This window comes from Paenibacillus sp. PSB04, assembly GCF_025809195.1.
Classification (GTDB): Bacteria; Bacillota; Bacilli; order Paenibacillales; family Paenibacillaceae; genus Paenibacillus_AQ; species Paenibacillus_AQ favisporus.
This window is the reverse complement of sequence record NZ_CP081301.1, coordinates 6112109-6134337: the sequence shown is the minus strand read 5'-3', so window position 1 is coordinate 6134337 and position 22229 is coordinate 6112109. Positions and strand designations below refer to the sequence as shown.

Below are 22229 nucleotides of genomic sequence, written 5' to 3'. Positions count from 1 at the left end.
AGCTGGCATGGCCTTTATGATTGCCCAGCGGGCATTTATTAAAGCTTACCTGATTACGATGGTGGAGCAGCACCGCGGATATGGTTATCAGATGCTGGAGGAGCTGAGACAGGAGTTTAAGAGCTACGGCTATTCTCCACCGCAGAGCGAGATTTACCGAGCCCTGCACGAACTGGTGCAGGAGGGCATTTTCTACCGGACCAAGCAGCTGAAGGGCAGCGATCCGCGGGTGGATTTTCAGGAAATTGTATTGTACCACTTTACAGACGATGGAGCCGAGAAGGCCAAGCTGTATAAAAAACAGGTCAAAACCGATCTGGACCGCTGTCTTGGCATTCTGCACAAGGCGGTTAACGACAATTACCAATAAGACCCGGAAGGGAAGGAGGCGTAGGGGATGCAGGAAAAGCTGCGTTTTGGGGTTTTAAGCACGGCCAGTATCGCGAGAAGCGCTTTTATTCCCGGCGTCCAGAACGCCAGACGCGCCGAGATTGCGGCGGTGGCCAGCCGGGATTACGCCAAAGCCAAAGATACGGCGGAACAGTTTAATATACCGAAGGCGTATGGAACCTATGAAGAACTGCTGAAGGATCCCGATATTGATGCGGTCTATATTCCACTTCCCAACCATTTGCATAAAGAGTGGACGATCAAGGCGGCAAAAGCCGGCAAGCACGTGCTGTGCGAGAAGCCGTCTGCGCTCAGCCCCGAAGAAGCTTCCGAAATGGTCGAAGCGTGCAGGGAAGCGGGGGTGATTTTCTCCGAAGCGTTTATGTACCGGTATCATCCGAAGCATCGCAGGGTCCGGGAAATCATCGAGGAAGGCGAAATCGGCCAGATCCGGGCCATTCACGGGTGCTTCACGTACAACCACATCGAAAATAAGGAGAATGTGCGGTATAAAAAAACGATGGGCGGCGGGGCCATCTATGATGTTGGCGGCTACCCGATTTCGGCGGCTCGCATGATCCTTGGCGAGGAGCCGCTGGCCGTGTCGGTCCAGGCGCTGTTTTCGGCGGAACACGATCATGTGGACGTCATGGCAACCGGTCTGGTGGAGTTTCCGAACGACGTCGGGCTGACCTTTGACTGCGGCATGTGGGCCGCGCCCCGGTGCACGCTGGAGATCGTCGGGTCGCAAGGACGGATCGAGCTGCCGGTTGCATTTGGCTGGGAGCAGAGCGAGGAGCCGGCCCAGATTATCGTCCATGTTGGGGATCAGCGGCGGGAGGAACGCTTCGGTGTGCTGAGCCATTTCATGCTGGAGGCCGACGCCTTTGCCGCAGCGGTATTGGACGGAACGCCGCTCCCTTATCCTCCGGAAGATGCGGTACGGAACATGAAGGTTGTGGAAGCGTGCCTGAAGTCAGCCGAGACGAAACAGAAGGTTTTCCTGCAGTAAGCGTTCATCTGTAAGCACTTCGGGAGGCGAGACACAAGACACAGGACAATAAAAGCCCCGGGTTCTCTGGTAGAGATCCCCGGGGCTTCGGTTCGTGTGTACCGGCTTTACATGCCTTCATCATAATCGGTGACGTCACGCTTGGCTGCCATGGCCGGCGTGTTAGACGTGCCGTACTCTTCGACGGACTCCCATGCGTCCGCGTCATCAAAACGGCCGTCATAGCGCTGCCGGTTCTCGCCTGCGCCGGATGGCGGCGGAGTGATCACCTCTTCTTCGACCGGCCGGTCGCTGCTGACGTCCCGATTCGGCGTATGCTCCACGCAATAAGCGGTGTACGGGATCGCCTGGAGACGCTCGAACGGAATGTCTCGGCCGCATTCGACGCATTGGCCATACTCCCCGCGGTCCATGCGCCCAAGGGCGCTGTCGACCTGTTCCAGTTCATCCTGCAGCGTGTCGTTGACGGCCAGGTCCCGGCCGCGTTCGAACACCTCCGTGCCCACATCGGCGGGGTGATTATCGTAAGAGGACAGCTCGCCTGTGGAATCGGCGAGCGAGTCGCCCAGCAGGGCATTGTCCTCACCATTCGCGTGAAAGTGGTGTTCCAGCTCCTTTTTGCGTTCCAGCAGTGCTGATTTGAGCTCCTGCTGCTGATCATGGGTTAAATGACTCATGGATAAGACTCCCTTCTGACAGTAGAATAAGGTATCTGTACTCTTTCCTTACCCTAAAGGCGCGGGGAGCAATCATGCCGTGTCCGTCCGCTCCAGCTTAACAGATCTAGACGGTATCCGTTCCGTCCAGAGCGCAGGGCAGATCACCGATCTCGAGCTGTAAGGTGGTATGGCCGATACCGAATTGCTCGCGCAGCTCGGCGGCTGCCTGCTGCAGAAATTCATCGCCGTTGCAGGGCTCCGTTACCACGAGATGTGCCGTGAGCGCCGTTTCCGTGGTGCTCATGCCCCAGATGTGCAGATCATGCATGCTTTTGACCCAGGGCAGGGAAGTCAAGTAATTTCGGATGGCCGCAATATCTGTGCCCGGAGGCACGCTGTCGAGAGCCATATTAAGCGAATCCTTCAGCAGCCCCCAGGTGCTGATGCCGATAACAAGCACAATCAGCAGACTGACGACCGGGTCGACCCACAGCCAGCCCGTTGCGGAAATGACGATCCCTGCGATGACTACGCCGAGCGATACGCCGGCGTCCGCAGCCATATGCAGGAACGCCCCCCGGACGTTCAGATCCCCCCGGCGTCCGGAAACGAACAGCAGCGCCGTCAACGCGTTGATGAGGATGCCGACAGCCGCCACCCAGATGACGTCCACGCCGTCGACCGGCTGCGGGTGGATAAGGCGGCTGATCGCGCCCCAAGCGATGAGCGCGATCGCCGCGAGCAGGAACAGGGCATTGAAGAGGGCGGCGAGGATGGAGGAACGGCGGTAACCGTACGTGCGCAGCTCCGTCGCTTTCTTTCGGACGAGGAGGCTGGCGACCCAGGCCAGCACGAGAGCGAGGACGTCGCTTAAATTGTGTCCGGCATCGGCTACGAGCGAAAGGGAATGGCTGATCAGGCCATAAGCTGCCTCCAAAATGACGAAGGCCGTGTTGAGCACGATACCGATCAGAAAGGCACGGTTATAATCTGCCGGTCCGTGTGCATGCGAATGCGAGTGCGAGTGTGAATGTTCGTGAGTGGTTGAGTGGGAATGATGGTGATGATGACCGTGTGCCATAAGCGGCTCCTCCTTTTGAATACAAAGCGAAATTGCATCCATGGTTTTAATTAATATTAACATATGAGCATCTATTCATATAATAACATATTTCACGCTTGTGTCAATTTGTGCCATCCTTTAGGATGGCCATTTTTCTTTGGAACATTCTCCAAAAAAGCGGGGAACGGTTTTCATCCCAGGCAAGGATGTGATATAAAAAATATAGGGTGTGGGAGTAATACAGGACATCCTCCCTTTGCGGGGCTAGAGATTTGGAGGTATTCGTCAAATGGATGAACATATGCAGCGCCGATTGGATAAACAGAAGAAGCTGTTCAAGCAGCTGGGCATTCATCTGGATGCACTTTCCATCCATGAAAAGGTGTTCAGCAACAAGCTTCGGGGTTACGATCCGGAAGAGGTGGATGCCTACCTGGATGAAGTCATAAGCGATTACGAGCGGTTTTATGCGATCATTTCCGATCTGATGGATAAATGGCAGGAGCAGCAAATCACGCTGCGCGACTTGAAGGCAGGCTCACGGCCGGAACCGGACCGTTTTGCCATCGATCCGAAGGTGATAGAGGATATCGTATTGAAAATGGAGTACAACCTTAGACAGCTCAAAAGCAAGATCAGGCCAGATCCTGACTTTTTCGTCGATTAATCCATTACATACAGACATACTGCGAGAGCCCTTCCGAATATCATGGACAGAAATCATGATTCGGAGGGCTTTTTATGTTTGCGCTCAAAACGGGAAGTGTATTTTTTGCATCTATGCTCCGATAGTCAAGGAAAATGAGCCGTCCCTGTTGAATTCATCCAACCACGCGAAATGTAAAGGAGAGGGACCGTATGAAATTCATCCTTATTTTTGGCCCGCAGGCCGTAGGCAAAATGACCGTAGGACAGGAACTCGAAAAAATAACGAAGCTGAAGCTTTTTCATAACCATATGACGATTGAGCTGGTTTCGCCGTTTTTCAGCTACGGTTCGGAAGCCGGGAAACGGCTGGTTGGACTGTTCCGGAGGGAGATCTTTGAAGAGGTTGCCAAGAGCGACCTTGCCGGCCTTATTTTCACGTTTGTATGGGCGCTGGACATGAAGGCGGATTGGGATTATGTGGAGGAGGTCTGCGGGATATTCGAATCCAGGGGCGCGGAAGTGTATTTCGTTGAGCTGGAGGCTGATCTAGACGAGCGGCTCTCCCGCAATCTTAGCCCAAACCGGCTGCAGCATAAGCCAACGAAACGGAACACGGAGTGGTCCGAAAATGAGCTGAAGACATCGATGGAAAAATACCGGCTAAATTCATATGATGGCGAGATCAAGCGGGAGAACTATTTGAGAATCAACAATACGGATTTGAGCGCAGAAGAAGTGGCGCGCCAGATTAAGCATGAATTCGGGTTATAGTGTTTCACTACGGCTGCAAGCTGCCGCAATCCAGTAACTTTTTCTTCTCCGTGACGTTCTTTAAATATAAGCAGCATATTGCTGGAAGGGCGCATGGAAGAAACAATGGTCATGCCGTCGCATAAGTAAAGAATGTACCGCCAAAGCGCCGAAGTACTATGAATAAAACTTGGGGTACGAGAAGGAGGAGGCGGAATGAATCGGAATGCGGGTTTTTGGATCAGGCTTGGGGCATCGCTGGTGGATGGGCTGCTCGTTGGCTTGCCGATCATGATTGTGGTGTGGATGATTACGGGAAAATGGGGAAACGAGGATTGGATTTCCGATACGATCAGCGGTTTGTATTCACTGCTCGTGCCTGTATTCTGGAACGGTTATACGGTGGGCAAAAGGATATGCAACATCCGGATCCGCAAGGTGAGCGATCACCAGCCCCCCGGAATCGGGACCATGCTGCTGCGGAACGTCGTCGCCGGCCTCGTGTATGGTCTAAGCTTAGGCATTTGCGCGATCGTCAGTGCTTTTATGGTGGGGCTGCGTGAAGATAAACGGTCGATTCATGACTTTATTGCCGGGACGGAAGTCGTATATGACTGAACAATGTCCTGGCTGAAAAGTAACAGGAAGCACGCCGCCTTGCCGGTGAATTCCGGACCTCTGGCTGATGTGCGGGACAATCATATCATGATAGGGTAAAAGGTAGGATAGGACAGCGTTGTCAGGCGTAAGCAGCCAGCAGCCGTCAAATCCTCCTTTTTTCTTATAAAATGACCGGATTACTATTTTGGTCAGTTGGTATTTTTTAGAGCGGTTACCGGTCCGCCGATCGGGCTGGATTAAAGAGAAAAAACAAGGATGATGGAGGGAATAACCATGACGCAAACCATTCAGGTGCCTCAACCTAAAACCTACGGACCTTTAGGCAATCTGCCTTTGCTGGATTCCGCCGCACCGGTGCAATCGTTGGTGAAGGTCGCCGCGGAGCTCGGGCCGATCTTTCAGTTCCAATATCCCGGGGGCCGCAGGGAGCTGTACGTGTCCGGCCATGAATATGTGAAGGACGCCTGCGACGAAAAGCGTTTTGACAAAAGGATCTGGGCTCCGCTGCAGAACGTGCGCGCATTTGCCGGTGACGGCCTCTTTACGAGCGCAACCCAGGAACCCAATTGGAAAAAAGCCCATAACATTCTGCTGTCCAGCTTCAGCCAGCGGGCCATGCAGGGTTATCATACGAAAATGCTGGATATCGCCATGCAGTTGATTCAAAAATGGGGAAGGCTGAACCCGGACGAAACGGTGGACGTTCCTGCCGATATGACCCGTCTGACGCTCGACACGATCGGGCTGTGCGGGTTTAGTTACCGTTTTAACAGCTTTTACCGGGAAAACAATCACCCCTTTATCGATGCCATGGTACGTGCGCTTGACGAAGGGATGAACCAGCTTCACCGGCTGGGCATCCAGGATATGTTTATGATCCGGAAGAAGCGGCAGTTTCAAGAGGATATTCAGACGATGTTTTCACTCGTCGATGAATTGATCCGGGAGCGTAAGGCGCATGGCGGGGATGAGGATGACCTGCTTGCACATATGCTGGACGGTGTTGATGCAAATACGGGGGAGCGGCTGGATCATGAAAATATCCGCTATCAGATGATCACGTTCCTGATCGCGGGGCATGAAACGACCAGCGGTTTGCTCTCCTTTGCGATCTATTTTCTGATGAAAAACCCCGATAAGCTGCGCAAGGCTGTGGAAGAAGTGGACCGGGTTTTGAAAGATCCCGTGCCGACGTATCAACAGGTAAGGGATCTGAAATATGTCCGGATGGTACTTAGCGAGTCCCTGCGTTTATGGCCGACAGCACCGGCTTTCTCGCTGTACGCTAAAGAAGATACGATGATTGGGGGAACCTATCCGATCCAGCAGGGCAACAGCGTGACGGTGCTCATTCCGGGACTTCACCGGGACGTGCGCGTCTGGGGCGATGACGTGGAGGTATTCAAACCCGAGCGGTTCGAGGATCCTAGCAAGGTTCCGCATGATGCGTATAAGCCGTTCGGCAACGGCCAGCGGGCGTGCATCGGCCAGCAGTTCGCCCTGCAGGAAGCCACGCTGGTGCTGGGGTTGGTGCTGAAGTATTTTGACCTGGCGGACGCCGGCCACTACGAACTCAAGGTTAAAGAGACGCTTACGCTAAAACCGGATGGATTCCGGATCCGTGTCCGCAGCCGCAAAGGCGCATTGATTCCAGTGGGTTACGGGAGCGCCGAGACCGTGGAAGCCGCTGTCAGCGAATCCACCAAGCCGGCATCCCTGGCTGCAAATGAACATCATACGCCGCTGCTTGTCCTGTACGGCTCTAATCTGGGCACCGCGGAAGGCATCGCCAGGGAGGTGGCTGACCGCGCGAGGTACCAGGGATTCGACAGCCAGGTCGGTCCCCTGGATGACTATGCCGGCGCGCTTCCGAAGGAGGGGGCGGTAATTATCGTAACGGCGTCCTATAACGGCCAGCCCCCTTCCAACGCCAAGTCGTTTATGGAATGGCTGGAAACCGCCGATCCTTCCGCCATCCGGGACGTCCGCTACGCCGTATTCGGCTGCGGGGATCACAATTGGGCCAGCACGTACCAGCGGATCCCGCGCCTGATTGATGAACAGCTGGCCGCCAAAGGGGGAAAGCGGCTCCTTCCGCGCGGGGAGAGCGATGCCAGCGGCGATTTTGAACGGGAAGTGGACGACTGGACGGAGCGCTTATGGCCGGATTTGATGCCAGCGCTGGGACTCCCGGTCTCGGACGTCCGCGACACCAAGCGGAGCACGCTGTCGCTGCGCTTTGTCCAGGGGGTGGCTGCCGTGCCTCTTGCGGAGACCTACCATGCCGTATCCGGTCGGATCGTGCGCAGCTGCAATCTTCAGCAAGCAGACAGCGGAAGAGTCACGCAGCACATTGAAATTGCGCTGCCGGAGGGTACGGCTTATCGCGAAGGGGATCATCTGGGCGTGCTCCCGGTCAATCCTGAGCCATTGGTGCGGCGGGTGCTCCGCCGATTCCAGCTGGACGGCTCGGCGCACCTGATTCTGACGGCAGACGGAAAACACAGCGCTCACCTGAAGACAGGAGTGCCGATCCGGCTGGACGAACTGCTGGCACGCAGCGTCGAGCTGCAGGAGCCGGCCACCCGTGCCCAAATTCGGGAGCTGGCATCGAACACGGTATGTCCGCCGCATGCCCGGGAACTGGAGGCCATGCTTGAGGAAGGCGCGTTCCAAACTAACATTCGGGCGAAACGGGTTACGATGCTTGACCTGCTTGAGCAGTACGAAGCTTGCGAGCTGCCGTTTGCGCGTTTTCTGGAGCTGCTGCCGGCGCTTAAGCCGAGATACTACTCCATCTCCAGCTCGCCCAAAGTCAGCCCAGGCACTGAGAGCATTACAGTCGGTGTCGTTCGGGGTGAGGCATGGAGCGGTAAGGGAGAGTACCTCGGTATCGCCTCCAACTACCTGGCCGAACAGGATCCTGGGGCCGAAGTGCTGATGTTCGTCCGATCTCCTGAATCCGGCTTTGTGCTGCCGGAGGATCCCGCCACACCGATGATCATGGTAGGGCCGGGCACAGGCGTGGCTCCATTCAGAGGCTTTATCCAGGCGAGACGGGCCCTGCAAACGGAAGGAAAGGTACTGGGCGAAGCTCATCTGTACTTTGGCTGCAGACATCCGGAGCATGATTACTTATACCGTGAGGAGTTTGAGCAGGCGGAAAAGGACGGCGTGGTGACGCTTCATACGGCTTTCTCCAGAGTGGAGGGCACGGATAAATGCTATGTCCAGCATCTGATGAAGCAGGACGGCGAGCTGCTGCTGAAGCTGCTCGAGGCCGGGGCTAAGCTGTACATTTGCGGCGACGGCTCCCGGATGGCACCCCAAGTAGAAGAGACGCTGATGGGCTCCTATCGGGACAAACACGGAGCGAGCCCTGAAGAAGCAGCCGGGTGGCTTGCCGGGCTCGAATCGGCAGGAAACTATGTGAAGGACGTATGGGCAGGTTGAACTCCCGGCGGTCGGATTTCGGGGCAAGCTTCATTTTACTGATTGCTTCCTTACCATGGGCAAATATATGATGGAAGCGAGGAACAGGACACTCAGGAAGGAGCAAACCAGGTGAATTATGAAATCAGAACCGCGAGCACGGATGAAATAGAGCTCGTTCACCAGACGATGATGCTGGCTTTTGATGAATATCGGGGCCGGCTCCATCCGCCCTCAGGCGCTCTGTCGGAAAATACCGAAACGATCCTGAGCAAAATCAGCGAACATGGGGGCGGAGCCCTCCTGGTTTGGTCCGGTAACAAGGCTGTAGGATCGGCGCAGTATTTCTTCCGTGAATCCTTTTTGTACGTCGGGAGGATATCCGTCATTCCTGAAGCCCGCGGCCGGGGATTGGGCAAGGCCATCATGAAGCATTTCGAGAAACTCGCTGCTCAGCTTCGTTATTCCGAGATTCGGCTGGGAGTCAGGTTGTCGCTTCCAGAAAACCTCCGGTTCTACCGGAAGCTGGGCTATGAAATCGCTGAGGAGCATGAATATCCTGAACGAACGGATGGCTGGTATATCATGAGCAAACAAATGCGGAGTCAACACGGTATGATCAGCAAAGACAACGCGGAGCATTATGTATGGGGGAACGATTGTGACGGATGGCGGCTGGTTGATGAAGAGACGGTAAGCATCATTCACGAGAGGATGCCGCCGGGGACAAGTGAGCAAAGGCATTATCACGCCAGAGCGGGGCAGTTTTTCTTCGTGTTGTTTGGCACACTCGATATTGAAGTCGAAGGTTCGGTGCATACGTTATCTGCCCATCAGGGAATGAGGATACAGCCGGGAGCGGTGCACCAGGTCATGAACCGGTCTGCGGAGCCGGTCGAATTTATGGTCTACTCCCAGCCTAATTCGCGGGGGGACCGGACGCTTGCTTAAGATTACGAATGGAATGGCCATACCACGTACAAGTAATACACGATGAGGAGGAAGCAGATGATGTTCCAAAGAAGCATTACGATCCGGGAGGCGGGACTCGAGGATCTGCACGAGCTTGCCGCCATTTTTGACTTATACCGGATATTTTATGGTCAGGAGACGGACGTTGAAGGGGCGGCCGCCTTCTTGTTCGAACGAATAGAACACCGGGAATCGGTCATCCTGATCGCCGAGGACGTGAAGCAGGGCCGGATCGCTGGGTTTACCCAGCTGTATCCGGTGTTTTCCTCCATCTCTATGAAACGGTCCTATATTTTGAACGATTTGTACATACGGGAGCAATACCGCAAGCAGGGAATCGCCCGTCTGCTGCTTGAAGCGGCCAAGCGGTACGCCAAGCTGGCCAGGGCGAAGGGGCTGTCCTTGTCCACGGCGGTAACAAATGTACGTGCCCAGCAGCTCTACGAACAAAGCGGATACGTTCGGGACGAACAGTTTATCCATTATGATTTAACAACGCTGGATTAGGATGAATCACGGGACAATAAGGAGGGATCATGAATGGGGCCGTCTACGCAGCATTTCTATGACGGTATGTCTGAATCATACCATTTGATTTACGAAGATTGGAAACATACGGTGTCCAGTCAGGGACAATTTTGGGACCGGTGGATCCGCTCCCGGTTGAATCGTCCAGGAAGCAGCAAGATTCGGCTGCTGGACGCCTCATGCGGCATCGGAACCCAAAGCTTAGGGTTAGCACGGCACGGATTCGATGTGACGGCAACCGACCTTAGTCCGGACTCCGTGGCGCGAGCGAAAAGGGAAGCGGAGACTATGGGAGTGTCGATCCAATTCGGAACAGCGGACTTCAGGACGCTCGATCAGGATGTCGCCGGTACCTTTGACGTCGTCTTCTCCGCCGACAATGCGGTGCCGCATTTGCTTACGGACGAAGACCTGCTGAACGCCTGCCGGCAATTTTACAATAAATGCGTGCCAGGCGGCATGGTCATTATTACGATCCGCGACTATGACAGCCTGATCCGCGAGCGGCCCCGTGCGACCCAGCCCAGAATTTTGGATCAAGGCAAGAGAATCGTGTTCCAGGTGTGGGATTGGTCGAAAGACGGATCGACATATACGACCCGGCAGTTTATACTGCAGGATCAATTAGAGTCTTGGAAGACGGAGAGCTATGCAGCCGTGTACCGGGCAGTTCAGCGAAGCGAGCTGAACAGCTTTTTGCAGCAGGCTGGATTCCAGCGTGTGGAGTGGGTCATGCCCGAGGAGTCCGGGTTTTACCAGCCGATCGTGACGGCAGCCAAGTCCTAGATGGAGCGAGCAGATTTCATTGTTTCGCGATTTTACGCTTCATGACTGTTATCATCCACAGAAAGAGCGGAATGGCGATCGCGCAGACCGGAATGATTATCCGCTCCCACAGCTTCTGAATCATGATAATGGTCTCTTCATTCGGAATCAGCAGCGCGATGATGAAGATGGCTGGTGCACAAAACCATATGAGTTTTTTCCAATTTTTCACTTGAAGCCACTGGGCCATCTCATAGCTCGTGATAAACAAGTAAAGGGAGATCTTGGCGAAGACGCCAAAAATCCAAATGAAAATCACGAGCACATCGACATTTTGAATAAAGTTCAGGATGTTGATGCTGCGTACCAGCATAAAGTAAGAGAACCTCAGCTCCATTCCAACGTAGGGGCCGAACACGAGCAGCACCATCACCGTGGCCAACGTGACCATGATGGCGGTGAACGCGATGCTCGACAGTGCTTTGATGATTATTTTTTTGTTGCTGGATATAAACGCGAGAAGGACCAGCAGCATAAACGATTCCCCCAAAAAAGAAGCGGGCGACAGCGATGCTTTGAACACCTCTTGCCAGCTTGTATCGCCGGCGACCGGCAGAATATGAAGAAGCTTCGTGTTCGTGATGTTCAGCAAAAAGGTGAGTACCAGCGCAATGAACGTCACGGGTCCGGCCAGTTCGCAAAACCGGCCGATGCCGGTAATCCCGCTGATGCCGGTCAGATAAACGGCCAAAGCCATAATCATGACCATGAGAATCCAGATGGGAGTCCGGTCCAGAATCGTCAGATGGATAAAATCCGTGAAGGATCGGAGCACATCCCCGGATAACAGGAGCCAAGCCACGAAATAGGGAAGGATCACGATTCTTCCGATCCAGCCGCCAAGCAGCTTACGGCTGAACTGCGTTAAGGTTTCTCCGGGATGGAGCAGGCTGACATGCATGACCAGATACGTGGTGGCAAGCCCGATCGCTCCCGCAATAATCATGGACATCCACGCGTCCTGCTTGGCTGTTTCGATAGCAGGCGACACTCTCAGCCAGACGGCCATGACGACTTCCACTGTGCTTAAGGTCCAAAAAATTTGCGATCCGGTCAGCTTCATCGCTTCTCCCCCTTTCCGATGTGATTCCCCTGATTATTGATGATCTACAGCGAAGAATTGGTTTGCCCCGGATCCCTGTACCGGAGATGAACCGATACAGTGATCGGCAGTTCGGGGAACGTTTCGTGCCAATGAGGCTTGAGCGTTTTCCATACCTCTGGATGCTGCCTGTGCACTTGTTCCCCGATTCCAAATATATCGATCTTATATTGGTGCTGCGCTTTATCCACCAGTTTGCGAACCTTCTCCTCCGCTTCCTGGCTCAGCCTGGTCTGAATTGTTTTGAAATCATCGTCCTTGGAAGGATCGAGTGGCGAATTGTTTTCAACTATGCTGCCGGTGCCGTGCAGCGATATGTAAATCTGCGGCTTGTTTTTAACCATTTTTATGTGTGTGCGGTGCTTTAGGGATTGAACTGCTAAGCTGATCGTCTTGTTCTCCTTTCCGATGAGAGTGGTGAACGTGAGGTTTTTTTGCTTACCCATCATCCAGTTATCGTACATCGACTCCTCCGGATCGAGGAAACCGACGAGCTTCAGACCATGATCTTTATTCAGGATGGCCGAACCAGTGTATACGTAACCTCTGGCAGGATCCGCTGTGATGGCAGGCACAATCGGCTGGGTTCCTTCGCTGTAGGCATCGCATAATAACATCCGGAAGTAGTAGGGCTTCATGCCAAGGGCATTTTGCTGACTGCCCAGTGTCGTACTGATGAATGGATCAAATGTAGGCTCGGCTTTGATCACTTCCTTCGCGGTTCCATCTTTAACAACGAGTACGACGGAACGGATTTCCGATTTTGGGTTGCGGACGACCATGTCGAGATACTTATCCACCCCCTCTTCGGCCATATGCTGACCGATCAGGATTGTTTGACGGTGAGCATAAAACAAGGAGCGCGACAGCTCAGCCTGCATATGCTGCCCGGCATCCATAAAATCCTTTCCCTTCGCACTCACGACCGTAAATGTGTTTTTCTTACCCGCACCCGTCACCTGGCTGCTGCCCAAACCCGCGGGTACGGCGATTTCGGAACTGATCTCCAACTCCTTGTCCTCAGTCATGTCCATTCCGACGCCGATAATAAAAGCACGTTGATTGGGCTCTTTCAGGTTCCAGCAGCCGGTCAACGAAGCTGACAGAAACAGTAAGCAGAAAAAAAGCAAATTTTTTTTCATTGTACCTTCCGCCTTATCCATCAAGTTCAAGATTTATCTGCACGTTGTCTCGGCCAACGTAAAAATACATTTTTCACCCTGCTCTTCCTGGTTGGGGCAACGGGCTGAAGATACGGCGTCCCTAACGGACTGAGGTGAATCAGATGGGACAAGATGGCGATCATGCCGATCGCCGTACCGAAAAGCCCGAAAATTCCGGATAGTACGAGCAGCGGGAAGCGCAGCATCCTCATCGGGTAGCCGAACCGGTAACGGGGGATCACAAACGACGATATGCCGGCAGCGGATACGACGATGACGATCGGCGCCGAGATGATCCCGGCCTGTACCGCAGCCTGTCCAATAACCAGGGCACCGACGATGCTGACGAGCGGGCCGATTTGCTGGGGTAACCGAATCCCGGCCTCCCGCAGCCCTTCAAACATAAATTCCATAATAAATACTTCGATGACGGTTGGAAATGGAGCCTGTTCCCTGAGTCCCGTAATGCTTAGCATCAGCTTGGGAGGGACCATTTCCGGATGAAAGGTGGTCAGTGCAATATAAACCGACGGAAACAGGATGGCGAACAGGGCAAACAAATATCGGATCCACCGATTCATAGTGACATACATAAACCGTTCGTAATAATCGTCAGGGGCTTGCAGGCCGTCCCAGAACGTCATCGGCACGATCAGAGCGATTGGCGACCCGCTCACCAGGATCCCCACCCGTCCTTCCAGCAGTCCGGAGGATACGACATCCGGCCGCTCGCTGCTCAGCATTTGCGGAAAAGGGGAGAAGTTGGTGTCCTCAATGGATTCTTCGATGTAGCCTGATTCCAGCACGCCTTGAAGATCGATCAGCTGAACCCTTGAGCGAATTTCATCCAGCATCGAAGCAGACACAATTCCTTCAATATAGGCAAGTACAACCTCGGTTTGGGTCAGTTTACCGATGTGAAAGGATTCCATCTTCAGGTTTGGCGTGACGATGATTCTGCGCAGCATCGTCGTGTTCGTCCGCAGCGTTTCGGTGAAGCTCTCCCGCGTTCCGCGCAGGGATGCTTCCGTAGACGGTTCCTCGATCGATCTTGCTTCAAATTGTGAGACATTTGTTAGAAGGACAGAAGCTTCCCCGTCCGCCAGAATGGCCAAGTTACCTTTTAAAATATCATCTGCCGCATCGTGGAACGTGTTGACCTTCTTCGTTTGCAGTACCGCGAACAGCTGCTGATCACACATTTGCGCAATGCTGTCAATGGGGCCGATCCCCTGAGGGATGCCTTCGTACATTAAAGGCTTAAGGATGACGGATTGGATGAAATCCTTGTCAATCAGGCCGTCCACGTAAATGAGCAGCAGCTTGGTATCTCCTTGCAGGGTAACATCACGGAATATGACGTCCGAGCAGCGCTCGAACATTGTTTTTAGCGTGTGTTCATTGTTGACCAAATGGGGGCTGAGCCGCAGATTCGGATCGATGCTGGTTGATCTCTGGCTGGTTGAATTCATGGCATGTTCTTCTCCGCTGGGATAATCACTAATTTTTAGATACTATACCCAAACACCCGATAAGCATACTTTGGCGGTATAAATCCCCCTTGTTGCGGAAAAATTAAGTCGGTATCTTACATTCCACCGTATTAGGGAGGCAGCACTCGTCATATGAAAAAAATCGTTATGATCGCCGTTCTGATATTGATTACAGGCTGCGCGGATCACGGCGCTTCAACGGCGCGCCAGCAGGTGACTACCAAGCAGACGAACCGTGCAAGCCATATCCATCAAGCGGCTCCGACCCGAAAAATCGTCACTTCAGCCTCATCAACGTCTACGGACAGAGCGGGTAAATCCCATTTGACGGTCAAACAAGTCAATCAAAATGACCTGACCTCGGATTTGCTTAATTTGATTCAGCAGCCAGGGGCGGTACCCGGAACTTCACCGCAGCAGCCTGCGGGAACGCCAGCCGGGACGCGGAGCGGAGCTCCAACCACCCCAGGGGGAACTCCAACGGGAACGCCAACCGGTACGCCAGCGGGAACACCAACGGGAACGCCGGCCAATCAGGCCCCTGCGGGTACCCCCAAAAACCAGGCTCCTTCCGCAGGAACCGGGAACCAGGCTCCTTCGGGTACAAACAATCAGCAGACCTCTGCGAGTGGCAATGCCTCAGCATATGCTCAACAAGTGCTCGATCTGGTGAATCAGGAACGCTCCAAAGCAGGTTTGGGTGCACTCAGCATGGATTCCAAACTGTCCAACATGGCAATGGCCAAAGCCAAAGACATGTATGACAACAAGTATTTTGACCATAACTCCCCGACTCACGGATCTCCCTTCGACATGATGAAGGAATACGGGATTACGTACAACTCGGCTGGAGAGAATATCGCCAACGGGCAGACCTCCCCTCAGCAGGTGATGCAGGACTGGATGAACAGCCCGGGACACAAAGCCAACATCCTGAACAAAAGCTACACCCATATCGGGATCGCCTTTTACAATAACGAGTGGGTGCAGGAATTTACAGGATGAACAGCGGAAGTGAAGCATAGTGCAGTGAACCACAGCTCTTCAGGATGATCCAGGGATGCTGTGGCATAGGGTTGGGGAAAAACCGGCGGGGCGCTCCGCCGGTTTTTTTGGTGTATAATGGAACGGATGCGAGAAGCAAATCTCCAAAATATCGTCAAAGTTGAGGGATGATGGATGATCCTATGGATAAACGGCGCGTTTGGTGCAGGAAAAACGCAGACCGCCTTCGAGCTTCACCGCCGGATACCGCATTCTTTCGTGTACGATCCAGAGAATGCAGGGTATTTTATCCGCAAAAATATTCCGCCCAGCATCAAGAAGCCCGATTTTCAGGAATATCCGTTATGGCGGGAATTCAACTATGCCATGCTGAAGCACATCGCATGTGACTACGACGGAGTCATCATCGCTCCAATGACCGTGGTCGATCCGGTATATTTTGAAGAAATCGTTGGCCGGCTGCGCACGGACGGCATGACCGTGAAGCATTTTGCGTTATGCGCTCCGCGCGAAGTCATCCTGCAGCGCTTGAAAAGCCGGGGGGAACGATCAAACTCATGGGGTGCTCAGCAGGCCGAACGCTGTATTGAAGGTCTTTCCCAAGACATATTCCGGGAGCATATCGATACCGTTGACCTGTCGGTAAGCCAGGTAGCGGAGCGGATTGCGGACATGGCCCATATTCCCCTGCTGCCCGATCACAGGGGTGCGGTGCGGAAGAAATTCGACCAAATCAAAACCCAGTTGGATCATTTCCGATTTTTTAACTAGGGGGAGAAGAGGGTATGGAAGCCGTGCTGTTCGACTTGGATAATACGCTGGTGGACCGTAAACAGGCGTTTGAGCAGTTTTCGCGAAAATTTATCGACAGGTTTGCCGCCGCGCACAATCCTGAGCATCGCCTGAGGCTGGTGGAACAGCTGCGTGCCGCAGACCGGAATGGCTATCGGGAAAAAAGGGAGCTGTATGAGGAAATGAGGCGGACACTGCCAATGAGGGAGGAGGCGACGACCGCCGAAGACCTGCTCGCTTATTGGTTCGCTGAGTTTCCCTCCTGCACCGTAGCGATGGATGGAGCGGAATTGGTGCTGCGGGAGCTGAAAAGCAGGGGAGTCCGTATCGGGTGCGTCACGAACGGCTCGGCCAGAACCCAGTATGCCAAGCTTGACCAGGTGCAGCTCAGAGGCTATTTCGATGCGGTTATCGTTTCGGAAGAGGCGGGGGTCAAGAAGCCGGACCGGCGAATATACGAAATGGCGCTGAGCAGGCTGCAGGCCCGTCCGGAGAACTGCTGGTTTGTGGGTGACCATCCCGAAAAGGACGCGCAGGGCGCCGCTGCAGCAGGTCTGCGTCCCGTACTGCTGCTCACTGCGCCTGCTGAATCGGGTCCGCTCCTGCCGGAAGGGACGCTGACGATAAACAAACTGCAGGAGCTCCTTCCGCTATGTACCGGCCCATTCTTGCGGTTTTGAGGGGGCGGTGATGGTAGCTGGAAGGCTCCTGCAGGCATCGTTGGATTGGCATTCAGGCCGGAGCGTTCTGGTTAGCCGCCTGCGGAGAAGCGGATTTCTGCTTACGCTCGTTAAACATAAAGTAATAGATGGCCGATGCGCTGATGTATAGGATTCCGGTCATGCTGAAAGTCAGCGCATAGCCCCAGTACGTCCCATATGCGGTAAGCAAATAGGATTGGACAGGTCCCATCGTAGCCCAGCCAAGCATAAACGCGGTCTGCGTCATCGAGTTGGCGATTCCTCTGCGGGCATCGGACACCCGGTCAACCGTGATCGAGGACTGGATGGGATTGGCCGCATTCATCAGTGCCTGCCTGAAGAGGAAACTGAAGCAAGCGACTGCGAACAGATTGGTGAAACCGGTCAGCAGCAAAAAAGGCAGGGACATCATCTGAAACAGCACCACGGCCTTGACCGGTCCGACGCGGCTTGCCAGCGACGGGCCGATCAGCATCGATACGATCGTCATGATCTGGCCGAGTGAAATCAGGATGCCGACGGCCGTAAGGGATACGGCAAAGCGGTTTGTAAAGTACAGATTGAGATAAGGCACGACCAGTCCCGAGCCAAGGCCGACAATCAGCTGGGCCAGCGTAAATTTGGCGATGGCGCTCCAGTCCTCCCGCGCTGAAGATGGGAGCGGTTGGGACAGGGCAGGCCCGGGCGGAGCGGCCGAAGCGTCTTTTTGGACAGCCGGCTTCTGCCGGACTAGCAGCAAGGGCACAAAGGCAAGCACGCTCGCCGCTCCTCCGGTGAACAGCACAGCCTGCAGGCTCTGGATTTTGCTCCAGCCGGCGGACTGGAGCATATCGGCCAGGTAACCGCCGCCGCTGCTGCCGATGACCTGGGCGGCCAGCACGAGGGAGAAGTGGTAGCTGAACAGCTTCAGCCGCTGCTTCTTGTCCGAATTCCCGGCCAGAAACGGGACGGCGATCACCTGGAAGAAGGCCGCAAAAAGGCCAGCTGCAGCGGACAGGACGATCAGGGCGGATTCACCGCTGGCCAGCGACCTGCCCATGAAGCTCAGACCTGTAAACAATGCGCCGGTCATTAAGAGCAGCTTATGGCTGGTACGGTCCCCCAGCAGTCCGATCGGTATGAAAATAAGCGCCGTTGCAAACGACTGAACGCTCACCAAGGTGCCGTTCATCGTATCGGGGTAACCCAGCGTTTGCACGTAAAGATTGTAAAGCACCGAGAACATGCCTGTCCCGATCTGATACAGCAAATTGGCAAGAAAAAAGAGCCGGATATTCCGGTTGAGGCGATTCCATTCTGACGAGACCTGATGCAGTAACCGCATGGTTTGATTAATCCTCCGTCCTGATGCATTAGCTTCTCTATTGTAGCAAGCGGCCCCCAGGGTGGAAAGGAAAACTTTACATATGGCATATGCCAAATCAGAAGCTTGGCTCATGAGAACGAAAGAGGTGATTTGCAAGATGGAAATAACCATTCAACCGTGGGGAATCGGCGAGGATATCCCCTATGACCTGCTGTTGCTTGCTGATCCATCCAAAGAGATGGTTGAGGATTACGTCGCCAGGGGCAGGGGGTATGGAGCTTACCTCAACGGCGAATTAGCGGGAGAGTATGTACTGATCGATACGCATCCGAAAACGGTTGAGATCGTCAATATTGCGGTACGGGAAGATCTGCAGGGCAAAGGGATCGGCAAAATGCTGATCGAAAACGCCGTCGAAGAAGCCAGGAGGCAGGGAGCGCATGCGGTGGAAATCGGCACAGCCAACTCCAGCTTTTCTCAATTGAAACTCTATCAACGCTGCGGTTTCCGGATCGTGGGCGTGGACCCGGGCTTTTTTATCCGACACTATGAGGAAGTATTCTATGAAGACGGAATCCAAGTGCAGGATATGGTCCGGCTCCGTCTGGATTTGATATAAAGAATAGATCTGCAGAAAGCGGTCAGAATCGTCACTGCAGGGCTGGGGCGTCTATTAAAATGTGTTTCAATCTAGCGGCAAGTAACGTTGCATTGATAGATTTCAGGCATAGGATAATCTATCAAATGGTAAAGGAGGTCATGTCACATGGCTATTTTGTTACCAGAGCAGTTCTACTCGCTAGCCGCTGGTGTCGGCAAGTCGTTCTATGAGAATCTTGCCGGCGGAATCAATGCTGCGGTCACGGTGAACAACACGTCGGCTTTTCCGGTTGACCTTGTCATCACCCGCGTCAACGCCCCTGTTGTCACTTATACGATCCCGGCGGCAAACAGCTTGACGCTCTCAGTGGAACGTCTGCTTGTCGCCGCACTGCTGGCTTCAGCTGCCGGTCCGGTGTTCGGTACGATTCAAATCGCTACCTCTGATTTCTAATTGGCAATACCAACATCAGCACCAGCTCTTCCCCTTCCCCATGTGATATTGAGCCTCCAGCCGGAATGTTCCGGTTGGAGGTTTTTTTCTGCTGGTGGTGCAAGGCCGGGGAAGGTTGTCGATCCACACGTGAATTTTTGCTGGGAAAATGGGTTGGAAAAAGTTAATATTAGGTAAAACATCAACCGATGGAGGGTGAATGTGATGATTGTCAGAGAACAACCGGAAGGCTTCGTTCTGATTCGCCAGCATGATCATGCCAAGTTATCGGGACAGATTGCAGAGCATTTATTGCCGGAGTGGATGCCGACAGGATCGGATCGTGAAGCTGCGGTGCTGGCCATTACCCAGCATGATCGCGGCTGGAGATATTTGGACGAGAATCCGCTATGGGATTCAGAAAGCAGCAGCCCGTTTTCCTTTATCAACTATCCGCTTAAGCCCAAGCTGTCTTCGTACCGAGCCGGCCTGGATGAGACGGAAGCGATGGATCCGTATGCAGGTCTGCTCTGCAGCAAGCATTATGCGTCGTTCCAGCAGATCCGTTATGCCGAAGACCCGGAAGCCGCCCGGTTTTACAAGGAAGAGCTCCTTCGGCAGGAACGGATTCAAAGTCAGCTCAGCGGATTGGACGCCAGCCGGGTGGAGCGCCATTTTAACCTGCTTAAGCTGTGCGACAGCCTGTCGCTGTACGTATGTCTCAATGAGCCAGGGGTGTCCGAAGATGAGGAGCATCCATGGTACCGTGAAGGGATCGACACGGAGATCGCCGGGCTCAAGCATTTGCAGGCCCGATGGGTGGACGAAGGCTGCGTGGCGGTCAGCCTGCCCTTGTTCCGATCGGAGTTTACCGGGTCGATTACGCTAAAGCGGGTATCGAGACAAGCTATTGAGGAAAAGGGATTGGGTGCAGCCTACGACATGGCCCCGGAAATCACGCAGGATGTTATATTTCGGAATAAATGAGGAAGAGAAGATACGAGGGAGAACTCCTCGCCGATCCGCCGGAAGGCGAGCTCCGTTGGGTAACGATCGAAGAAGCGCTGGAGCTGCCAATGCAGCCATGGTTCCGCAAGAGATTTCCGCTCTTCTTCGAGGAGGGAACCTTTGAAATCCATGATGTGTGGGATCAGGAAAAAAGATTACGATCGCGGAATCCGTCAAGAAGCTGTAGACAGGAGGTGGCTGTATGGATCCTGTATATTTAAAACCCGTTACCGACGATATCCGCCAGCAGTGCATCGAGCTTCGTCCCAGGGATGACCAGTTGAGATTTGTGGCTTCAAATCTAAATTCATTGCAAAAGGCGGCCGAGGAGAAAACCTGCTATCCCTACGCGATTTATGCAGATGATTTCATGGTAGGATTTGCGCTGTTCGATGAGGAGCCGTATCCGGAAGACGGCTGCTTCTGGATCGTCAGGTTCATGATCGACCGTAATTATCAAGGCAGAGGTTACGGCAAAGCGGGATTATCCGCCGTCCTTCGCAAGCAAAAAGAGCATCCGGCCTGTACTGTTATCAGAATCTCGCATGTTCCCGACAATACAGCCGCAAATCGGCTGTACAAAGGGTTGGGTTTTAAAGAGACCGGTCAATTCATAAATGGGGAGCTTGTGCTTGACCTCGAAGTATAGGCGCGGCTCAGGACGCGTGATAAAGTTGGCAAAGAGTCAGGAGGAAATGATATGATTTTGGAAGCCGCGATGCTGCAGGTGAAGCCGGGGCAGGGCGAACCATTTGAGCAAGCCTTCCGAGAGGCTTCGGGCATTATATCTTCCATGAAAGGGTACATCGGACATGAGCTTCAGCGCTGTATGGAGGTTCCAAACAAATACCTCCTCCTCGTGAAGTGGGAAACCCTTGAGGACCATACGGAAGGATTCAGGCAGTCCGAATCTTATGCTCGGTGGAAAGGGCTGCTGCATCACTATTACGACCCTTTCCCGGTCGTTGAACATTTTGAGAAAGTAAGCTTACCGGGCACATCTTGAAGGGATACTCCTAGAACGCAACGGGAGTGCCCCATGTTCCAACGCGGCAGCTGAACGAAAAGTTATGTATTACTCAAATAAAGAAACGCGCGGGTCATGTCCCAAATCATGCACGAGCATGGAATGAAGCTGACCCCGGTGATGGTATAAATGCGCCAAAATTTCCAGCAGCCAGCCGAACCGAGTATAGGATGCTCCCCAGTAGGAGGAAACCTCTTCCTGAAGCTGGGCTTCCGTCAGCGAGCCGTATTTTTGAACAAGGGATTCATAGTTATCTTGGAAGGCTTGGCGGATGCGCGCGCTCGTCGAATACGATGTCCTGCTGTAAAATGCAGCCATCTCTTCCTGTGAAGCACCGTCCGAGATGATCGAATCGGCGAGCGGCAGCATGGCGAGATGCTCCAGCAGCTCGCCTACGGAAAATTTGCCGGGGGTCGGCCGCTTTGGCAGATCGCATTCATCCAGACCGTCCATGATCTCGAGAACGGAACGGATTGCCACATTTATATGATGCAGCACGCTTTGGCAGCAGGGATTCATGGTTTTATCTCCTCCATTATTACAGGTAAGTAGTTACATAGCGATGATCGAAGAATTCCGAACAAGAACATTTGTTCTTGTTTTTTTTTATTATAATGGCAAGTCAGACGGTGATCAAGTTTTTTCGAGGCTGATCAACGCTAGTGCGAATGGATGCATTGGAATATGCACTATGCGAAA

24 protein-coding genes and 1 pseudogene are annotated in these 22229 nt (G+C 53.7%); 18 read left to right on the top strand and 7 right to left on the bottom strand.

All coding sequences use genetic code 11. The annotated features are described in order from the left end of the window. Nucleotides 1-7: 7 nt before the first annotated feature. Both K2F33_RS28200 and K2F33_RS28195 read left to right on the top strand, forming a co-directional pair. Nucleotides 8-370, top strand: coding sequence for a replication termination protein (locus K2F33_RS28200; protein WP_076169519.1), 363 nt, complete (start codon nt 8-10; stop codon nt 368-370). Nucleotides 371-397: 27 nt separating this feature from the next. Beyond that, a complete protein-coding gene (locus tag K2F33_RS28195) occupies nt 398-1402 on the top strand; it encodes a Gfo/Idh/MocA family protein (protein ID WP_076167842.1) in 1005 nt (334 codons plus the stop codon). Nucleotides 1403-1509: 107 nt separating this feature from the next. Here the strand turns inward: K2F33_RS28195 and K2F33_RS28190 are convergent, their stop codons facing one another. Both K2F33_RS28190 and K2F33_RS28185 read right to left on the bottom strand, forming a co-directional pair. Then, nucleotides 1510-2079, bottom strand: a complete 570-nt coding sequence (locus tag K2F33_RS28190; protein ID WP_076167840.1) for a TraR/DksA C4-type zinc finger protein — start codon at nt 2077-2079, stop codon at nt 1510-1512. A gap of 106 nt (nt 2080-2185) precedes the next feature. Continuing rightward, entirely contained in the window at nt 2186-3142 is a 957-nt protein-coding gene (locus tag K2F33_RS28185) for a cation diffusion facilitator family transporter (protein WP_263880211.1), read from the bottom strand. A 271-nt stretch (nt 3143-3413) separates the two neighbouring features. On the opposite strand from K2F33_RS28185, the gene K2F33_RS28180 reads away from it, so the two are divergent. From K2F33_RS28180 to K2F33_RS28145, 7 genes are all read left to right on the top strand, one after another. Continuing rightward, a complete protein-coding gene (locus K2F33_RS28180) occupies nt 3414-3791 on the top strand; it encodes a DivIVA domain-containing protein (RefSeq protein ID WP_076167836.1) in 378 nt (125 codons plus the stop codon). 191 nt (nt 3792-3982) lie between these two features. Beyond that, nucleotides 3983-4543, top strand: a complete 561-nt coding sequence (locus K2F33_RS28175) for an AAA family ATPase (protein ID WP_212983264.1) — start codon at nt 3983-3985, stop codon at nt 4541-4543. Nucleotides 4544-4738: 195 nt separating this feature from the next. Beyond that, entirely contained in the window at nt 4739-5140 is a 402-nt protein-coding gene (locus K2F33_RS28170; protein WP_212983265.1) for an RDD family protein, read from the top strand. A 276-nt stretch (nt 5141-5416) separates the two neighbouring features. Beyond that, nucleotides 5417-8596 (top strand): bifunctional cytochrome P450/NADPH--P450 reductase, encoded by a 3180-nt coding sequence (locus tag K2F33_RS28165; protein ID WP_263880210.1) that lies wholly within the window; start codon nt 5417-5419, stop codon nt 8594-8596. A 111-nt stretch (nt 8597-8707) separates the two neighbouring features. Next, nucleotides 8708-9526 (top strand): GNAT family N-acetyltransferase, encoded by an 819-nt coding sequence (locus K2F33_RS33670; protein ID WP_306433649.1) that lies wholly within the window; start codon nt 8708-8710, stop codon nt 9524-9526. A 57-nt stretch (nt 9527-9583) separates the two neighbouring features. Then, entirely contained in the window at nt 9584-10054 is a 471-nt protein-coding gene (locus tag K2F33_RS28150) for a GNAT family N-acetyltransferase (RefSeq protein ID WP_373309541.1), read from the top strand. Nucleotides 10055-10087: 33 nt separating this feature from the next. Beyond that, the gene (locus K2F33_RS28145) at nt 10088-10861 is read left to right on the top strand and encodes a class I SAM-dependent methyltransferase (RefSeq protein WP_212983267.1); all 774 of its coding nucleotides are present in this window, start codon (nt 10088-10090) and stop codon (nt 10859-10861) included. Between the two features lie 16 nt (nt 10862-10877). Here the strand turns inward: K2F33_RS28145 and K2F33_RS28140 are convergent, their stop codons facing one another. From K2F33_RS28140 to K2F33_RS28130, 3 genes are read right to left on the bottom strand one after another with little or no spacing between them, the layout of a single operon-like run. Next, complete coding sequence (locus K2F33_RS28140; protein ID WP_212983268.1) at nt 10878-11963, bottom strand: GerAB/ArcD/ProY family transporter; 1086 nt, start codon at nt 11961-11963, stop codon at nt 10878-10880. 44 nt (nt 11964-12007) lie between these two features. Beyond that, nucleotides 12008-13144: a Ger(x)C family spore germination protein gene (locus K2F33_RS28135; RefSeq protein WP_212983269.1), complete on the bottom strand. Its 1137-nt coding sequence runs from the start codon at nt 13142-13144 to the stop codon at nt 12008-12010. Nucleotides 13145-13170: 26 nt separating this feature from the next. After that, complete coding sequence (locus K2F33_RS28130; protein ID WP_263880209.1) at nt 13171-14637, bottom strand: spore germination protein; 1467 nt, start codon at nt 14635-14637, stop codon at nt 13171-13173. 153 nt (nt 14638-14790) lie between these two features. Between K2F33_RS28130 and K2F33_RS28125 the strand changes: the two genes are divergently transcribed. The 3 genes from K2F33_RS28125 to K2F33_RS28115 all read left to right on the top strand — a co-directional run bounded on the left by K2F33_RS28125 (nt 14791) and on the right by K2F33_RS28115 (nt 17135). Continuing rightward, a complete protein-coding gene (locus K2F33_RS28125; RefSeq protein ID WP_263880208.1) occupies nt 14791-15663 on the top strand; it encodes a CAP domain-containing protein in 873 nt (290 codons plus the stop codon). 174 nt (nt 15664-15837) lie between these two features. After that, complete coding sequence (locus K2F33_RS28120) at nt 15838-16434, top strand: AAA family ATPase (RefSeq protein ID WP_263880207.1); 597 nt, start codon at nt 15838-15840, stop codon at nt 16432-16434. A 14-nt stretch (nt 16435-16448) separates the two neighbouring features. Then, the gene (locus K2F33_RS28115; protein ID WP_263880206.1) at nt 16449-17135 is read left to right on the top strand and encodes an HAD family hydrolase; all 687 of its coding nucleotides are present in this window, start codon (nt 16449-16451) and stop codon (nt 17133-17135) included. Nucleotides 17136-17187: 52 nt separating this feature from the next. On the opposite strand, the gene K2F33_RS28110 is transcribed toward K2F33_RS28115, so the two are convergent. Then, nucleotides 17188-18594, bottom strand: coding sequence for an MFS transporter (locus tag K2F33_RS28110; protein ID WP_263882474.1), 1407 nt, complete (start codon nt 18592-18594; stop codon nt 17188-17190). 25 nt (nt 18595-18619) lie between these two features. Here K2F33_RS28110 and K2F33_RS28105 point away from each other — a divergent pair, with 25 nt between their 5' ends. The 6 genes and pseudogenes from K2F33_RS28105 (at nt 18620) to K2F33_RS28080 (ending at nt 21509) form a co-directional block, all read left to right on the top strand. Beyond that, complete coding sequence (locus tag K2F33_RS28105; RefSeq protein WP_263880205.1) at nt 18620-19081, top strand: GNAT family N-acetyltransferase; 462 nt, start codon at nt 18620-18622, stop codon at nt 19079-19081. A 147-nt stretch (nt 19082-19228) separates the two neighbouring features. Continuing rightward, on the top strand, nt 19229-19516 hold the full coding sequence (locus tag K2F33_RS28100) for a hypothetical protein (protein WP_076167812.1): 288 nt from the start codon (nt 19229-19231) through the stop codon (nt 19514-19516). A gap of 204 nt (nt 19517-19720) precedes the next feature. Continuing rightward, nucleotides 19721-20482 (top strand): DUF3891 family protein, encoded by a 762-nt coding sequence (locus K2F33_RS28095; protein WP_263880204.1) that lies wholly within the window; start codon nt 19721-19723, stop codon nt 20480-20482. Nucleotides 20483-20493: 11 nt separating this feature from the next. Continuing rightward, nucleotides 20494-20724 (top strand): annotated as a pseudogene (locus tag K2F33_RS28090) (hypothetical protein); the annotation flags it as partial. Continuing rightward, a complete protein-coding gene (locus K2F33_RS28085; protein WP_263880203.1) occupies nt 20706-21152 on the top strand; it encodes a GNAT family N-acetyltransferase in 447 nt (148 codons plus the stop codon). The pseudogene K2F33_RS28090 and the gene K2F33_RS28085, both read left to right, overlap by 19 nt. Nucleotides 21153-21203: 51 nt before the next feature. Then, on the top strand, nt 21204-21509 hold the full coding sequence (locus tag K2F33_RS28080) for an antibiotic biosynthesis monooxygenase family protein (RefSeq protein ID WP_263880202.1): 306 nt from the start codon (nt 21204-21206) through the stop codon (nt 21507-21509). 69 nt (nt 21510-21578) lie between these two features. Here K2F33_RS28080 and K2F33_RS28075 read toward each other — a convergent pair whose 3' ends face one another. After that, on the bottom strand, nt 21579-22049 hold the full coding sequence (locus tag K2F33_RS28075) for a DinB family protein (protein WP_263880201.1): 471 nt from the start codon (nt 22047-22049) through the stop codon (nt 21579-21581). Nucleotides 22050-22229: the final 180 nt, after the last annotated feature.

Bases quoted from the DNA above. Each gene is read 5' to 3' on its own strand.
- K2F33_RS28095 (WP_263880204.1), top strand. From the start codon at position 19,721: ATGATTGTCAGAGAACAACCGGAAGGCTTCGTTCTGATTCGCCAGCAT.
- K2F33_RS28190 (WP_076167840.1), bottom strand. From the start codon at position 2,079: ATGAGTCATTTAACCCATGATCAGCAGCAGGAGCTCAAATCAGCACTG.
- K2F33_RS28130 (WP_263880209.1), bottom strand. From the start codon at position 14,637: ATGAATTCAACCAGCCAGAGATCAACCAGCATCGATCCGAATCTGCGG.
- K2F33_RS28115 (WP_263880206.1), top strand. From the start codon at position 16,449: ATGGAAGCCGTGCTGTTCGACTTGGATAATACGCTGGTGGACCGTAAA.
- K2F33_RS28165 (WP_263880210.1), top strand. From the start codon at position 5,417: ATGACGCAAACCATTCAGGTGCCTCAACCTAAAACCTACGGACCTTTA.
- K2F33_RS28170 (WP_212983265.1), top strand. From the start codon at position 4,739: ATGAATCGGAATGCGGGTTTTTGGATCAGGCTTGGGGCATCGCTGGTG.
- K2F33_RS28200 (WP_076169519.1), top strand. From the start codon at position 8: ATGGCCTTTATGATTGCCCAGCGGGCATTTATTAAAGCTTACCTGATT.
- K2F33_RS28180 (WP_076167836.1), top strand. From the start codon at position 3,414: ATGGATGAACATATGCAGCGCCGATTGGATAAACAGAAGAAGCTGTTC.
- K2F33_RS28185 (WP_263880211.1), bottom strand. From the start codon at position 3,142: ATGGCACACGGTCATCATCACCATCATTCCCACTCAACCACTCACGAA.
- K2F33_RS28080 (WP_263880202.1), top strand. From the start codon at position 21,204: ATGATTTTGGAAGCCGCGATGCTGCAGGTGAAGCCGGGGCAGGGCGAA.
- K2F33_RS28075 (WP_263880201.1), bottom strand. From the start codon at position 22,049: ATGAATCCCTGCTGCCAAAGCGTGCTGCATCATATAAATGTGGCAATC.
- K2F33_RS28150 (WP_373309541.1), top strand. From the start codon at position 9,584: ATGATGTTCCAAAGAAGCATTACGATCCGGGAGGCGGGACTCGAGGAT.
- K2F33_RS28105 (WP_263880205.1), top strand. From the start codon at position 18,620: ATGGAAATAACCATTCAACCGTGGGGAATCGGCGAGGATATCCCCTAT.
- K2F33_RS28135 (WP_212983269.1), bottom strand. From the start codon at position 13,144: ATGAAAAAAAATTTGCTTTTTTTCTGCTTACTGTTTCTGTCAGCTTCG.
- K2F33_RS28195 (WP_076167842.1), top strand. From the start codon at position 398: ATGCAGGAAAAGCTGCGTTTTGGGGTTTTAAGCACGGCCAGTATCGCG.
- K2F33_RS28085 (WP_263880203.1), top strand. From the start codon at position 20,706: ATGGATCCTGTATATTTAAAACCCGTTACCGACGATATCCGCCAGCAG.
- K2F33_RS28145 (WP_212983267.1), top strand. From the start codon at position 10,088: ATGGGGCCGTCTACGCAGCATTTCTATGACGGTATGTCTGAATCATAC.
- K2F33_RS28140 (WP_212983268.1), bottom strand. From the start codon at position 11,963: ATGAAGCTGACCGGATCGCAAATTTTTTGGACCTTAAGCACAGTGGAA.
- K2F33_RS28125 (WP_263880208.1), top strand. From the start codon at position 14,791: ATGAAAAAAATCGTTATGATCGCCGTTCTGATATTGATTACAGGCTGC.
- K2F33_RS28100 (WP_076167812.1), top strand. From the start codon at position 19,229: ATGGCTATTTTGTTACCAGAGCAGTTCTACTCGCTAGCCGCTGGTGTC.
- K2F33_RS28120 (WP_263880207.1), top strand. From the start codon at position 15,838: ATGATCCTATGGATAAACGGCGCGTTTGGTGCAGGAAAAACGCAGACC.
- K2F33_RS28175 (WP_212983264.1), top strand. From the start codon at position 3,983: ATGAAATTCATCCTTATTTTTGGCCCGCAGGCCGTAGGCAAAATGACC.
- K2F33_RS28110 (WP_263882474.1), bottom strand. From the start codon at position 18,594: ATGAGCCAAGCTTCTGATTTGGCATATGCCATATGTAAAGTTTTCCTT.